General features: G+C 39.9%; 12 protein-coding genes. All 12 read right to left on the reverse strand.

The window, feature by feature from the left end; translation table 11 throughout:
- The 12 genes from hypA to L2737_RS16050 all read right to left on the reverse strand — a co-directional run bounded on the left by hypA (position 1) and on the right by L2737_RS16050 (position 15120).
- Entirely contained in the window at positions 1 to 345 is a 345-nt protein-coding gene (gene hypA / locus L2737_RS15995) for a hydrogenase maturation nickel metallochaperone HypA (protein ID WP_248956367.1), read from the reverse strand.
- Positions 345 to 1358, reverse strand: coding sequence for a hydrogenase expression/formation protein HypE (gene hypE / locus L2737_RS16000; RefSeq protein ID WP_248956444.1), 1014 nt, complete (start codon positions 1356 to 1358; stop codon positions 345 to 347). The genes hypA and hypE overlap by 1 nt, the downstream gene beginning before the upstream one ends.
- Positions 1351 to 2472, reverse strand: coding sequence for a hydrogenase formation protein HypD (gene hypD, locus L2737_RS16005; protein ID WP_248956368.1), 1122 nt, complete (start codon positions 2470 to 2472; stop codon positions 1351 to 1353). The genes hypE and hypD overlap by 8 nt, the downstream gene beginning before the upstream one ends.
- Positions 2472 to 2714: a HypC/HybG/HupF family hydrogenase formation chaperone gene (locus L2737_RS16010; protein WP_102527261.1), complete on the reverse strand. Its 243-nt coding sequence runs from the start codon at positions 2712 to 2714 to the stop codon at positions 2472 to 2474. Before L2737_RS16010 ends, hypD begins: the two co-directional genes overlap by 1 nt.
- 1 nt (position 2715) lies before the next feature.
- Positions 2716 to 3432, reverse strand: coding sequence for a hydrogenase nickel incorporation protein HypB (gene hypB / locus L2737_RS16015; RefSeq protein WP_248956370.1), 717 nt, complete (start codon positions 3430 to 3432; stop codon positions 2716 to 2718).
- Between the two features lie 119 nt (positions 3433 to 3551).
- The gene (gene hypF / locus L2737_RS16020; protein WP_248956371.1) at positions 3552 to 6032 is read right to left on the reverse strand and encodes a carbamoyltransferase HypF; all 2481 of its coding nucleotides are present in this window, start codon (positions 6030 to 6032) and stop codon (positions 3552 to 3554) included.
- 9 nt (positions 6033 to 6041) lie between these two features.
- On the reverse strand, positions 6042 to 8048 hold the full coding sequence (locus L2737_RS16025; protein ID WP_248956372.1) for a hypothetical protein: 2007 nt from the start codon (positions 8046 to 8048) through the stop codon (positions 6042 to 6044).
- Entirely contained in the window at positions 8041 to 8595 is a 555-nt protein-coding gene (locus L2737_RS16030) for a HyaD/HybD family hydrogenase maturation endopeptidase (RefSeq protein ID WP_248956373.1), read from the reverse strand. Before L2737_RS16030 ends, L2737_RS16025 begins: the two co-directional genes overlap by 8 nt.
- A 3-nt stretch (positions 8596 to 8598) precedes the next feature.
- Complete coding sequence (cybH, locus tag L2737_RS16035) at positions 8599 to 9264, reverse strand: Ni/Fe-hydrogenase, b-type cytochrome subunit (RefSeq protein ID WP_229368617.1); 666 nt, start codon at positions 9262 to 9264, stop codon at positions 8599 to 8601.
- A gap of 29 nt (positions 9265 to 9293) precedes the next feature.
- Positions 9294 to 10997 (reverse strand): nickel-dependent hydrogenase large subunit, encoded by a 1704-nt coding sequence (gene hyaB, locus L2737_RS16040; RefSeq protein WP_248956374.1) that lies wholly within the window; start codon positions 10995 to 10997, stop codon positions 9294 to 9296.
- Positions 10998 to 11000: 3 nt separating this feature from the next.
- Positions 11001 to 12137 (reverse strand): nickel-dependent hydrogenase small subunit, encoded by a 1137-nt coding sequence (gene hyaA / locus L2737_RS16045; RefSeq protein WP_248956375.1) that lies wholly within the window; start codon positions 12135 to 12137, stop codon positions 11001 to 11003.
- Between the two features lie 496 nt (positions 12138 to 12633).
- A complete protein-coding gene (locus L2737_RS16050; RefSeq protein ID WP_248956376.1) occupies positions 12634 to 15120 on the reverse strand; it encodes a sialidase family protein in 2487 nt (828 codons plus the stop codon).
- Positions 15121 to 15309 lie beyond the last annotated feature (189 nt).

The following is a 15309-nucleotide window of genomic DNA, read 5'->3' on the forward strand; positions in this document are numbered from 1 at the left end:
TTACGTATTCATCTCTAATTGCATCAACATCATTTCTTCACCTTCAACCACTTGAGTGTTATGACTCATACATAAAGGGCAGATAACATTTCGTTGTTCAAGCGTTGTTTCTTTATCACATTGCCTACATTTAATTATTAAGGGCTGTAGCTTGATGTTAAGAAAGGCTGACTTACAAATTGTTTCCAGTTTAAAAGTATCAAATGCACGCTGAAGTAAATCAGGCTCAACACCACTAAGAACGCCCACTTTAATATCAACCCTCACAATACTGGTGGCCTGGTTATCTTTGGCTAACTGCTCAATTTGTTCCAATAGTGACATGACGATGGAGTATTCATGCATTAGCAAATCCTTGGCAATAATTCACCTTGAGGAATGTCTAAGTATCGACTGCTTCCCCATGGGGTGTTTAAAATGACTTTGCCATTGTGCGCGTCTGTGACATAACCAATAATACTGGCCTGATCGCAATGACAATACTGGGTCATGACTTCTAATGCTTTATCTGCTGCGGCTCGTGGCAATGCCATGATGAACGTCCCCTCATTGGCTAAATCATAGGGTTCAAAACCATATAGCTCACATAAACCTTGCACTTCGGTCGAAACAGGAATCAATTTTTCATCGACACTAATGCCAACATTAGATGCCATTGCCCATTCATTTAATACTGCAGATAAGCCACCACGGGTTGCATCTCTCATTGCATGAATGTCAATATTTGCTGTGATAAGTTGCTCAACAATAGGCCACAGACTTGCACAATCACTGGTTAAATCTGATTCTAAAGACAAGCTGTCACGGGCCATGAGTATTGCAGCACCGTGGCGTCCAATATCCCTTGAAACAATGATCACATCATCATTTTGAAGATTGTTGACTGATATGCCTTGTTTGATAATTTTGCCGACACCAGAGGTATTGATGAATATGCCATCGGCGCAGCCTTTAGGGACGACTTTGGTGTCACCGCAAACAATATGAGCGCCACTTTGCTGCATTTCTTCAGCCATGCTGGTCACAATGGTTTGCAGATCCTTTATGGCAAAACCTTCTTCAATAATAAAACTACAACTTAAATATTCAGGCAGTGCGCCCATCATGGCAAGATCATTCACTGTTCCAGCTATGGCTAGTTTTCCAATATTGCCACCAGCAAAAAATAAAGGGTCGACAGTAAAAGAATCAGTAGTAAAAGCCGTTGTGCCTGATAGTTGTAACTGAGCTGAGTCTTCTTGAGATGTCAGAATTGGATTCGCAAACGCAGTAAAGAACATATCGTTAATCAATGCATTCATTTCTTTGCCACCACCGCCATGACTAAGTTGTATTTGTTCGAACTTTTTATTAAGCATGAGATACCCCAGCATATCGATAATAAGCATTACAAGCGCCTTCAGAGCTCACCATACAGCTACCTAATGGAGTTTCAGGAGTACAGCCACGCCCAAATACTTTGCAATCAGGTGGATTAGCTATGCCCCGTAAAATATCACCACATTGACATGCTTTATGATCGTTGATTTCTTCTGTAGGCAGCACTGTTGAATAAATAATTTCAGCATCGCGATGGGAAAATTCATCTTTAAGACGTAAAGCCGAATTGGGAATGGGGCCTAGTCCTCGCCACCTAAAACTGTCTCGTAAGGTCAAATATTTGTTGATTAACTGTTGAGCTGCAAGATTGCCGTCTTCAGTCACTGCTCGGCTATATTGAATATCCAGCTCAGCAATTTGGGCATGTTTTTGTTTAACGATACGTAAAATTGATTCCATAACATCAACTGGTTCAAACCCTGATACAACAAGCGGTGTTTGATATTGCTTTACTGCAGGTCGATATACTTTAGCGCCACTAATGACACTGACATGAGCAGGTCCGATAAAAGCATTAACCTTACACTTTGTATCAGCCATGACAGTGTCAATGGCGGGTGGAACAAGCACATGGTTGATGTGAAACAAAAGGTTTTCAATGTTTTGTTTCTCTGCTTGATCAATTAATACTGCAGTCATAGGGGTAGATGTTTCAAAACCAATAGCAAAGAAAATGACTTTTTTATTCGGATTCTCTTTGGCAATCGTGATCGCATCTAAGGGATCATAAAGCGGTCTAATATCTGCGCCTTTAGCCCGAAATTTAGCCAGGTTCCCCTTAGACCCTGGTACTCTAATCATGTCACCTAATGTCAGTAAAATCGTATTGGGTAACTGGGCAAGGGCAGCGGCGTGGTCTATTCGCTCTTTTGGCATAATACAAACAGGACAACCAGGGCCGTGAATAAATTTGATGTTTGCAGGTAGTAGTTGGTTCAAACCATATTTCATTATCGTATGAGTATGCCCCCCACAAACTTCCATGATATTAATATCCGTTTCGATTTTACTTGCGATTTTTTTTATCGATTGCGACAAAGCTCTTATAGTTTCAGGGTTTCTGAACTGCTGGTATAAATCAGAGAGTTTCATTAGGCTTGCTCCTCAAGGGCTAGCTTTTCAACTATCTCTTTGTAGAGTGCTAAACTTAAGTTGGCTTCTGTTTCATCAATTTTATTCATCACGAAACCAATATGGATAAGAACAAAATCTCCAATTGCTAATGGTTCCGTCATTAAATGAGCACTGACACGTCGCTTAACACCTAATGTATTAACGGTTACGCTTGCATCATCATGTAATTCAGTCACTTGTGAAGGAACAGATAAGCACATATTACAATTCCTCTTGATGTTTAAGGATCCACTGAGCCACAGCCGTAATCGACTGTTGATCTTTTACTGAAACAGGCATTAAAGTGACATTAGGGTTTAATTTTTCGAGTTGTTTACGACACTCAACTAAGGAAAAGTTAAAGTGCTCTACTAAATCCATTTTAGTTATCAGGACTAGATCTGCTCGGCGGAACATGACGGGGTATTTTTCAATTTTGTCATCACCTTCAGGTACAGATAATAAGACGATGTTGTGGTGGGTACCTACATCATAACTGGCGGGACACACCAAATTACCGACATTTTCTACAAAACAAACATCGATAGGCTTTAGATCGATATGGTGTAATGCTTGATGCACCATGAAAGCGTCTAAATGACATGCCGAACCCGTTTGAACTTGGTATGCCTCAATTCCTTTAGCTATTAATCTGTCAGCGTCCCTTGAGGTTTCAAGATCGCCTTCGATCACCGCATATTTTTTAGGTAAGTATTTATGTAAGTGCTCAAGTAGGGTTGTTTTACCGCTCCCTGGACTACTCATGAGATTGAAAGCTGTCACTTTATTCGCTTCAAAGTGCTGTCGATTATGTTGCGCTTCGTGATCGTTCTTATCTAAGATTTTATGAATAACAGATAATGTTTTGGTGTCATTAAGCTGTGGATTCGTATGAAGGTTTGAGTGATCCGTTAATGAACATCCGCAATCTTGGCACATACTTTAACTCCTTTAAAAACCCTATTAACCATTGTCGTACTGGTTATTGTTTATTCAATATTAACTCGTCATTCATTTGATACTTTGATTAACATCAGTAAATCGAAACTCTTTAGACTCTAATGCTGGGTTTGTGATTTGTTCAGTTGTTGGTAGGCATACCAAATTTGTCCTAATGAAATGCCTGCATCATTTATGGGAACCAATTTGCTTGGTAACACCTTATCTAGTGAATAATTAAAATGACGATTTAGATGTTGTAAGGTCATTTCATATAACAATTTATTTTGAAAAACACCGCCACATAAAATCAGCTTATAACTCGGGTATAGCTTTGCCATGTAGCAAACAACTTGGCTTAAACTTTCGATAAACTCTAAACACAATTGGTTAGTCACGCCTGGCAGGTCGTTGCTATTTTTTGTGTTTATTAAACGTGTGATTAACTGATAGATAAGTTGTGAAGGTTCAAAAATTGGAATACTTTTTGTTTCAATATTGGTATTGGTATTGGTATTGGTACTGGTGAGGGGAGTTACATCATTAATAAGATCCTCATTTGAGATTATCGACAACTTACCTGAGGTCGATGGGGCACTGATTAGATTGTTAGCGTCATTATATAGTTCTGTTTCAATAGCCATATTTGCGTGAGTGCTTATCAGCATTCCAGCTTGTGCTTCAAAATCATTTTCTATGATAAGGTTCAGGGCAACTGCAACAGCATCGAAAATACGTCCTACCGAGCGGCACTCAATACAAGCGCTGTTATTAAGCCACATGTTGTGAAGATTATTGACTGTTGATTTATCCATTTGCTGTATGGCATTAATCGGCAATGTCATGATTTCATCAACAGACATGGTGTCGAATAACAAGGCTAACAGAATACGTACTGGTTGCTTTATCGCTTGCTCACCGCCTATCAGTTTAAATGATCTAAAGTGCGCTTTAACTTCAAAATTATGCGCATCTGCAAGCATACATTCGCTGCCCCATAATTGGTTGTCATCTCCAAGCCCTGTGCCATCAAAGCTAAATGCTAAGACTTGTTTATCATAATTGTTGGTAGCTAGAACACTCAATACGTGAGCATAGTGATGCTGAACATTGGCAAGCGGGAGTTTTTGTTCATTGGCCTGTGACTTAGCCCATTGTGACGATGTATATTCTGGGTGCTTATCAGCGATGATTTGTTCTGGTGTAAATTGATAAAGGCGGCGAAAAGTATTGATTGTTTGCTCGAAATATTGATTAGTTTCTAGATTATGTAAGTCACCAATATGTGGACTTACAAATGCATTTTCGTTAAACGCAAAACACTGGGTATTTTTCTGTTGAGCGCCAACAGCTAATAGGTGATGCTGTAATTTATTGCTTAAAGGGATGCTAAGTGGTGCATAACCTCTTGCGAGTCGAATGACTTGGATCTTATCGTCAATGACTTGCACCACACTGTCATCGCAGGCATTAACTATTGGCCTGTTATGATCAACAATTCCGTCTACCACCTCGCCAAGCTTTTGTTTGATTTCATTACCATCGGTAATGATAGGTAAGCCAGAAATATTAGCACTGGTTGCAACTAACGGTTTTCTAAAGGCTTCAACTAATAGATGGTGCAGTGGTGTATATGGCAGAAATATACCTAAAGTATCAATATCAGGCGCAAGCGAAGGACTTAGGTTAATCTCCATATCACTGCGCTTTTTCATCAGTGTAATAGGATTTTCTGCTGAGCTAAGGATTTGCCATTCTTTATGTGTACCTTCAACCATTTGACGAGCATTAGGTAAATTGGTTGCCATAACGGCTAAAGGTTTAGCTTTACGATGTTTGCGCTGACGAAGACGTTTAACTGCAACGTCATTAGTGGCATCACAAATGATATGAAACCCACCTAGTCCTTTTATGGCAATAACTTTTCCATTATTGAGTTCACTAACAATTTTGCTGATTATTTGTTGGTTGGTAAGAGCACTAAAACTGTTTGAATTAGCTGTACAGTCGATATAGTTCAGTTGTGGCCCACATTTGGGGCAACTGACCGGCTGGGCGTGATATCGTCGGTTTAAAGGATCGTTATAGGCATACGCGCATTCATCGCACATCACGAAGTTTGCCATTGATGTATTGATGCGATCGTAAGGCAGATTGTTAATGATGCTATAACGAGGTCCGCAATTGGTGCAATTGGTAAATGGATATTGATAGTGACGGTTTTTGGGATCGCGCATTTCCAGTAAACAGTCACCACAAACACTTTTGTCGGCAGAAATAGACACGACAGCATCATCACTACTTGTACTTGTTTCAATAACAAAGTGTTGCAGTGAGCTATCTATAGCTTCTTCTTTTATTAACAACTTGTCGATACGTGCGAGAGGTGGGGGATTGACTTTTAATTGATGTACGACCTTATTGATATCAGTATTTAAACCTTGTAAATGAATACACACACCTTGTTGGTTATTTAACACTGAACCCACTAAATTAGATTGAGTTGCAAGCCGGTACACAAAAGGTCTAAACCCAACCCCTTGTACGATGCCGTTTATATTTAACCTGACTTGTTGGCGATAACCACTATGTATTGTCATCAATGGCTCCTATCGACGTCGTTTAGCAAGGTACAAACCACCAACAGCAATATTGGCTCCTTCTAAATCAAGTTGACGATTCACAACTAAAGGATAGTTTTTGCCAAGTCGGATACACAATCTGTTTGCCATGACTTCATAACTAAAGTCGTTTCCGGCTAACACTACCGCATCTATGCCTTGCTCTTGTTCTAAATGATCTATCCAGTTACTCAAATAGTCGGTTAACGAATCAAAAAAACCAAAGGCTAAAATTGCAGGGTTGGCACCCGCTAATTTAAAGCTCATTAAACTTGCGAGTGTTTTACGCCAATTAATAGAACGTTTATGTAGGGCATTGTTATCTTCACTATTAATCGCACACAGCGGAAAATCGACTCTAGGAGCATTATTGCCATGATAACTTTGAGCCAATGCGTGGAATTTGTCTGCTAACTCTTGGGCATTACAAACAGGGGCATTAGCAACAGGGGCGTGAGAAAATGGTGAACTAGGACCATTCTTTCTAACTTGTTCATCAGGTAATACTATTAACGCTGCGTATGCCATAAAGGTTTGCAAGCTATCTGTTTGAGTCCCTGAAGTTAACGTAAAATCAGTTAATAACTTGAATACTTCAGGGTAGGCTACACAATATTTGTTAAATATAGTGTTCATATCAGAGGCGACTAACTCTTTAATTAATTGCTGACCACTTTGTGGCAGTGTAGGCATTTGTAAAAATGAACTAATTTCTCCTTGCTGATTTTGAGTAATCACAGAGCTTGATTGACTATTTGATAAATAAATACAAGCGAGCTTTTTAAGACTAGAAGAAGCCTCTAATGAACTATTAATGCTAGTGACACAACCCGTATTTAATAAACCAGCATGTAAAACACAAGTTGCTGCGTCTATGCCTTGTAATGGTTTATGTTGAATCAGACTGCTAGCTAATGTTTCATTTGATTCAGTAACGGTACATTTCAACGTATTTTTTTGCCACGATACATTATATATAAGATTATCTTGAAGATATCGATTGTCATCGTGCTTTGGCATGGGGGCTTCAAAGTTTAAGTCAGTTGTCGTTTGGTTTTGAACCCACACATTATTGACCCAAGACACGCTAAGGTTATTTTGTGGCTTTTTGATATATAACCAATCAATTTGTTGTCTTTTTAATAGTGCTGCAACACGAATGAGTAACCGGCTGTCAGCGAAAGTCACATTGTAATAGCTTTCATTTAAATCTTGATTCAGTTCACTCCGGTCGATGTTTGATTTTTTATTCGGGGCAAGCTTTAAAAAAGGTTTCTCGAAGCTAGATAAAGCAAGAGACTGGTGCTGTTTAATGATAAATGAAGATGAAATAACAGCTGGGTGGGTAATCAACACTTGCTGTAAGGAACTTAGTTCTAAGAGATTAGGATGTAATTCTGTGGTTTGATTAGTAATGATGGGATTCAAGCTCAAACAAAGTGAGTTATCTTGCTGGCCAATGCAAACTTCTTCACCTTGCAGTATCCTGTTGACTAGGTTTGATATATCTTGCTGATTGAAACCAATTTCATACTGTTTAAGGTTGCGCTCACCTAAACAGTGGGGGCAAGGAACGGCTATATCTATTTCTTTATTTAAGCCTTTATATAAGTCTTTATCTGAGCTGTTATCTAAGTTCGAAATCAATGGTTCACATTCTCTGCAATAACCTTGATGGACTGCTTGGTGTTGTAAACACGTTTTAGTGCCTTTTCTTACGTCGATAGCAATGACTTCGGCGCTTTTAAGCCAAATTGAATATAAAAATTTAGCCGCTATTTCATCAGCTAATTGGGCTAATTCAGACTGTGAAGCTTCTACTTCAATAAAGTAAGTATGTATCGGTGTGAATTGGGCATGTTGAGCGATTTGGCCATTATTAATATTATGGCCAACAGTAAAATCAAAACGGTTATCCGCGAGGTATGAATTACAGAGATCTGCATATAAAGGAATATCGCGATGGCAAAAAAAGTTAAAACTGATTTTAGGCATATGCTAGTGTTCCGCGTTTATATGAATCAGGAATAAGTGCGTTAATATCGACTTCAGCTTTTTGCTGATAAGTAAACCCTTGTTCAGTAAGGTGCTTAAGCAATACTTTTTCCATAGTGGGGACCGCTGCTTGGATAGAAGGTGTCAGTCCCAACGTCATCGGTTCTATCACTGTCGGTGTAACCCCCACAACATGGGTATCAGGTCTATCGCCAACCATTTCCATCATGATAAGGGTTTGCAGCATCTCAACTTCATGAGCACTGCCTTGCCAATCGATTTCCGGTGGCGCTTGATCAAAGTTAAAAGAATATACTTCACCTGGATTAACTCCTGGACTGTTGACAGTATCAACAACAATTAAGTTATCGTACCGACATAGAATAGGGATTAACCCTTGTGCGAGTGTGCCACCATCGAGTAAATCAATGCTGTTTGTTGGGTGGTAAAACTGATATTTCTCTTGGATATAATTAACGAAATGTACGCCGATACCTTCATCAGCGTACAGTACGTTTCCTATCCCGATGAGTAGAGTAGTAGACAAGGCTTAGTGATCCTTATGGTAATCATAACCAGAGACAATTGAGTCAACAGAGTTATGTTTAAAGCGAATACCTGACCAAACAGCCATGTAAACATGGATAACCATGAATACAATAAATGCCCATGTGATAATGTGGTGCCAAATTCTAACTTGTGCCAGTCCTCCCATAAGGGCAGTAAACCAAGCTGAAATCTCCCATATTAATCCACCGAATCCTTCATGATACACATTAGCGTAAAGCACTAAACCCGTTATACACATGAATAATGCTGCCAATGAAATACCTACATAAGTGACGAATTGTAGTGGACCATATACACCAGCTTTATTAAGGTGCCCCATCCAAATGTAAGATTTAATTTGGGTTATCCAGCTGTTAATGCTTAATACATCTTTAACTGAACGTCTTTCAATGGAACTCCTTCCAAAGAAAAACAAATAAAAACGCACTATGGTGACGCTGGTTAATGCAAAGCCAAAAATAACATGGGCAAAACGTATCCATCCTTGCACTAATACATCGGATGATTCTGGTGCCACTAAAAATGGCCAAGAAATGTAAAATCCAGTAGCTATGAGTACTACAATCGATAATGCCCTAATCCAATGAAATATTCGGATGGCAGGCGAGAAAATTAATTCTCTATGATGGGTAGCAACCTGAGTCATAATCAATTCCTCTTTGGTTTGCGAAACGATTAAAGACCATTAGGGTCTATACGGAACTCACCCAAACTTGTGCCTTTGTAGTCCATGACGTGAACTGCGCATGCCATACAAGGATCAAAAGAGTGAATTATACGAATGACTTCAAGTGGTTTACTCGGATCTTCAAGCTCTAAGCCTATTAACGAAGCTTCATACGGACCAACTTTACCGTTGACGTCTACCGGCCCAGCATTCCAGGTAGTAGGGACAATCGCTTGGTAGTTTTCAATTTTACCGCCTTTGATCCTTAACCAATGACTGAGCATGCCTCGCGGTGCTTCTATCATCGCGTGACCAACGTACTCTTTCGTTGAATCAATCTCAGGCGTAACGTAAGTACTTTCATCTGACTGCATGTTGATAAGCATCGCATCAAATGTCTTTAATCCTTCTTCAGCGACAATAACAGTTTGTAGCATCCGAGCAGCTGTTCGACCAAGCGTGGTAAATAAGGCTCCAATGGGTAAGCCTGTTGCCTCAAGTAATCCGTTTACTGCACTAACGACGACTTGGTTTCCACGAGCATAACTCACCAATAATGATGCCAGAGGACCAACTTCAACGGGTTCGTCTTTGTATCGAGGTGATTTAACCCAGCTATATTTTCCATCGCCATCTACTGTAGGTAATTTTCCGTATACAGTTTCTCGTTCGACGAAACCGGTATAATCAGGTACGGTCGTTCCGTCATAGGGATGTTGTGGGCCGTCAGCTTCATACCATGCGTGCGTAACATCTTCTTTGATTGAATCTGGGTCAATGTCTGTCACACCAGCAAGATCGCCAGCCATTATCACGCCTTGATCAAACATGTATTGACCGTCAGCCAGCACAAAGTCATTGGTTGCCATGAAGTTGTTAACATTCACGCCCCCTAGCACACTTGGCTCATTACTAAAGGCAGCTGCAGCCATCACAATATCGGCTTTATATGCGCGAATAATAAAATCTTGCACTATGGCATGTTTTTGCTTCCATTCTTGCAAACGAGCAGGGCTTAACATGTCTCGAACAGAAGTCACGCCACCTACAACTAGCGATTGTGGGTGAGGGGATTTGCCACCGAAAATGGCTAACATCTCTGCAGCGACGCGTTGAACTTCTAACGCTTCTAAATAATGTGATAAAGCGATTAAGTTTTGCTCTGGGGTAAATCGATAGGTTCTATTACCCCAATAGGCATTGGCAAATGGCCCTAACTTACCTGTATCCACGAGAGCTTTAACGCGCTCCTGTGCAGCGCGTAAATCACCTTCACCGGCAGCGATAGGATTTGCAGTGTATTTACCAGCCTCTTGCGCTGCTAATGCGGGATCCGCGCTCAATGCTGAAACCACATCAACCCAATCTAAACCATGTAAATGATAAAAATGAACAATGTGGTCATGCATATACAAAGAGGTTTGCATCAGTGAGCGCAAGTATTTTGCATTTAAAGGAATTTTCACACCTAATGCATTTTCTACTGCTTCTGTTCCACAGCGATAATGAGAATAAGTACAGACACCACATATACGTTGAACAATAAGGCCCACATCCATCGGAGTACGACCTTTTAAAATAACTTCAATGCCACGCCATAAAGTAGAAGAAGACCAAGCCTTTTTAATAACATTATTTTCATCAACTTCGACTTCTACACGTAGGTGACCTTCGATTCGAGTAATAGGATCGATTACAACACGTTTGTTCATGAGTTATTCCTCTAAAGGCTTAGCAAATAGACTTGCGACAGCATGTGCACCTATACCAACAACGGTTGCGCCTAGTATTACTGCGCCAATGGTGTCAGCTGTTGCATCAACCCCATGCAATAACTGTCTCCCTAATGGTTTCTCGAAATCTGCCATGTCATCCCAGAAATTAGGTTCTGAGCATCCGATACAGCCGTGCCCCGCTAATACTGGCCAGCTTGTATGATGATTAAAACGTTCAGTAGGGCAGTTGTTGTATGTGTACGGTCCTTTACAGCCCACTTTATATAAGCAGTAGCCATCTTTTGCGCCTTGATCGCCAAATGTTTCAACGAATTCGCCTGCATCAAAACGTCCACGTCTTTCACAGTTATCGTGTACGCGTGCGCCATAAGCCCATTTAGGTCGATTGAACATGTCAAGCGCAGGTAGTTTTCCAAACATAATGAAATACATCAAAGTGCCGACAATATTTTTTTCACTTGGCGGGCAGCCGCCTAGATTAATAACAGGTTTATCAATAACGTCTTGAACACCTTTGGAACCCGTAGGGTTTGGCGCTGCCGCTTGAACCCCACCGAACGCTGCGCAAGTTCCCACCGAAATAATCGCCGCAGCACCTTCAGCTGCCTCTTTGACAATCTGCATTCCAGTGTGGCCTTTACAGCCAACAGTTAGAAATGCACCGTTATTTGCTGTTGGAATGGCGCCTTCAACTGCCAATAAATAGTTGCCTTTGTAGGCTTCCATGGCATGTTCAAGGTTTTCTTCAGCTTGCCAGCCAGAAGCTGCCATTAATGTTTCGTGATATTCCAATGAAATATGATCGAAGATTAAGCTGTCGAGGTTGGGCGTATCAGTGCGGATTAGCGACTCAGAGCAGCCTGTACATTCGGCCATATGTAACCAAATTAGTGGAACTCTGTCAGCCAGCTCTGCGGCTTCAGCTACTAAGTTGGTAAAAGGAAGGGGAAGTGCAAGTAATGCGGTTACTGAAGCACTCCATGTCATGAATTCGCGTCTTGTTATGCCGTTTTCTTTTAGTTTTTCATCTAACGTTACGGTTTGTCGAGGCGCTGTTTCACGTAGTTCTGCTAAACGGCTTTTACACCGATGATATAAAGCTGAATGTGTATCCATGTTATAACCTATTCCGTTTGGGAGGAACAAACTGCCTGATCCCAATATAACGGGATGGATAGATTAAATATTGACCTGAATCAAAGTTGAAACACTTGATTGAACTTTTTATGAAACAATCGTTGTTGATTTGTTTTTAATCAATTAATGCTAATTAAGGACAGTTTCAACTGAGCATAATTTTTGATAAAAGGTTGATGTTGAGCAGTTATTACTTAGGGCTATTTCATTTTTTGCAATTTGGATTCCGAAAAGTGGAAATGTGAATGTTACATAATGAAAAGTGAATTAAGACAAACGCAAACGGAAATGACGTTACAATTTGCTAATGGGAACAATCTGTATGACTCCATAACGACTTGAGGTTTACATATACTGCAGGCTTGACATGATGTTTTTTATCACAAAAAACACTCAATAAATTTTGTTGAGCTATTACTCTTTCTAGATTAGCCCATTTTTAGATTAGCGCATTTTTGGATTGATAGTGTTCAACTTACTGACTCATTGAAATCTTGCGTAAGCCCCAATTGGTGTCAGTTGCAGGGCTGGATATGTTATTTAACCATTTAAGCTGTATGATTTTTTCACCTGTAGTGTCTATAGGAATTAGAATTGACGATTGTTGCCACTCTGTGTCTGAGGCGGGCACAGTTAACTGAGCCTTTGACTCACCATTAACGATAACTTCTATTATAAAGCCAGGGTAGTTGTCAGGTAGTTTTCTTTCTCCAGGTTTATTTATCGATTCAAAATTGATAGCAATATCTTTAGTGTTTTCTACGGTAACTTTCCAGCTTATAGCAGCATCACTTTTCCATACGGATCTGGCTTGTTCATCTTCGTAATAAGACCAAGCCCAACTATCTTGTAATTTATAAAAATTGTTAATGTTAACGTTTAAATCCTGGATTGCTGAATAATCACTTATATCTATTTGGCTGATCCCTTGGGAATATCCAGCTACAAATAATTGCTGAGAACATGTTGAAAAGACTAAATCAGCAATACCAATTCCGACATCAGCATTAATTTTTTGCCAATTGATACCAGCATCATTACTGATATGTAATTCACCTTCGTTTTTGTGAATCCAATTGGTTAAACTCACGACAATTCGTTCTGGATTAAGTGGATCGACTACCATGGCATCAACAGCACCTACGACGTTAAAGTCTTTAACCAGTTCCCATTCACTTTCTGGATTTTGCTTTTTGAAGACTGCAGCTCCATGTCCGTCCTGTTCAGAATTAGCAGAACCAGCATAAACAGCGCCATCCTGACTAACTACAAGGTCATATATATACTTCTTTTTAAGACCAGTATGAACCCATGTCTCACCATCATTGTTGGTACTATAAACCCCATTGGATGCTGTACCCCAGTATAAAATATTGTTTAATTTATCTTGATCTAAAGCATTATAAATTCGTTTACTTGGAGGCTTAGTAAGCGAGCGTTGCCATTCATATCCACCATTTGTTGAAATATATAAACCATGGCCATCAATGCCTAAATAGAACTTGTTTGGGTCATTTTTATCAGCGATTAAAGCTCTAGCATAACCTTTGCTCCAAATAGGCCAGTCTGTAGAATAATAAGAAGGAAGTCCCTGACTGACACGCTGCCAAGTCACGCCACTATCTTCGCTGATGACAATTTGGTTTGCTTCAGATTGCCAGGCGCTACTGGTGGCGATTATTTTTTTAGATTGAACAATAACATTCCAGAAATGTCCCGCCATATCGTTATCAAAATATTGGTCTGTAGCGATTGGTAAAAGTGACGTGGGTTGTCCATTTGTTGGGTACCGGATGAGGCCAACGTCCATTGAAGCGGTAACAACATCTCCATTTTCAGTAATAGCAATACCTGAACCCACAGTGTTAGAGGCGCCAGTTTTGAAGTTTTCAGTCCAAGTCTCGCCAGCATCAATACTTCTCCATATGCCCCAATAAGTCGTGAAGTAGAGTATGTTTTCATCTTTGTAATCAAAGTTTACCGACATGATTTTACTGATATCGTTATGGTTCCAACTTCGGGTTGGGTTTGTATTTGAATAATCAATTTCTTTTAAACTGTTTTGCCAGGTTTTCCCTGAATCATGGCTGACCAAGATCCCCGACTTCCAATCTTCATACCAAGCAACTATAAGACTGAACTCTCCTAAGCTATTACTCTTGACCGCGAGTCTATGTGCCACACTCGTATCAGAGATGTGTGCTTCAAGATTAAGAGACTCCCAATGCACACCGTCATCAACAGAAATTAATACCTGATTGTTGCTGGTAGCAAATAGAGATTGCTGGTCATTTAATCCAGCTACTGTGAGATCCAGTGTCGTACTCGGATGTTGTTTCGTCAGTTGCCATTGATCGTCTAGCTGACGAAAAATATAACGGCTAGTTGATGTGCCTGCCACTATAGTGCCTTTATCACTAACAATAAGACTTGAAATTACTTCTTCTGATGGGGTTGTGATCAGTAGTTGAGCATGTTCAGATTCATAACGATAGATATTGCCTTTTCTGTCACCAAAAATGAATTCAGTTGGTATTGACTCATCGATCGCGATGTTATTGAACGTTTCCCATCGTTTGAAATTTACGTTATCGGGGAGGTTGTTGAGGTCTTGCCATGTTTCACCCCCATCAATAGTTTTAGAAATACCTGATTTTGTTGTTGCGTAACCAATGAGTGGTTGAGATGTAGAAAAGACAATATTCGATACACTCAGGTTAGCAAGACCTGAATTAGTTTGTTGCCATTCAGCTTCAGCATAACCTGCATTCCAGATCCCTGAAACATCCGATATTAAGTAAACTTTATCGTTGTGGCTTAAAATTTTAGGGTAAGCACCGCCACCAGACCAGTCTAATTGGTGTTGGTTTGTTGGACAAATTTTGACTTGTTCTGCTAAACAAGATGTTATTGACAATATAGCCACAACTAATGTGATACACCGTATAGAAGTAATATCCATATTCAATTTATCCCTTAGCGTAAAATTCATCTTTAACTTTTAAATAAAGTAGTACTCAATATTATAGTGAGATGGTGGATTAATAACGCCAACTTTAGTTGGAAATACAGTTATAACGATGAATTATACTCAGCAATCCTTTCGATTTTGCTACGAAAATATTGCAGCACTCAAATACTCAACATGCAT

Origin of the sequence: Shewanella electrodiphila (assembly GCF_023283985.1) — a bacterium.
Lineage (GTDB): Bacteria > Pseudomonadota > Gammaproteobacteria > Enterobacterales > Shewanellaceae > Shewanella > Shewanella electrodiphila.

Coding starts and splice junctions, on each gene's coding strand:
- cybH (WP_229368617.1), bottom strand. CDS start 9,264: ATGACTCAGGTTGCTACCCATCATAGAGAATTAATTTTCTCGCCTGCC.
- hypF (WP_248956371.1), bottom strand. CDS start 6,032: ATGACAATACATAGTGGTTATCGCCAACAAGTCAGGTTAAATATAAAC.
- L2737_RS16025 (WP_248956372.1), bottom strand. CDS start 8,048: ATGCCTAAAATCAGTTTTAACTTTTTTTGCCATCGCGATATTCCTTTA.
- hypB (WP_248956370.1), bottom strand. CDS start 3,432: ATGTGCCAAGATTGCGGATGTTCATTAACGGATCACTCAAACCTTCAT.
- L2737_RS16010 (WP_102527261.1), bottom strand. CDS start 2,714: ATGTGCTTATCTGTTCCTTCACAAGTGACTGAATTACATGATGATGCA.
- hypE (WP_248956444.1), bottom strand. CDS start 1,358: ATGCTTAATAAAAAGTTCGAACAAATACAACTTAGTCATGGCGGTGGT.
- hyaB (WP_248956374.1), bottom strand. CDS start 10,997: ATGAACAAACGTGTTGTAATCGATCCTATTACTCGAATCGAAGGTCAC.
- hyaA (WP_248956375.1), bottom strand. CDS start 12,137: ATGGATACACATTCAGCTTTATATCATCGGTGTAAAAGCCGTTTAGCA.
- hypD (WP_248956368.1), bottom strand. CDS start 2,472: ATGAAACTCTCTGATTTATACCAGCAGTTCAGAAACCCTGAAACTATA.
- hypA (WP_248956367.1), bottom strand. CDS start 345: ATGCATGAATACTCCATCGTCATGTCACTATTGGAACAAATTGAGCAG.
- L2737_RS16050 (WP_248956376.1), bottom strand. CDS start 15,120: ATGGATATTACTTCTATACGGTGTATCACATTAGTTGTGGCTATATTG.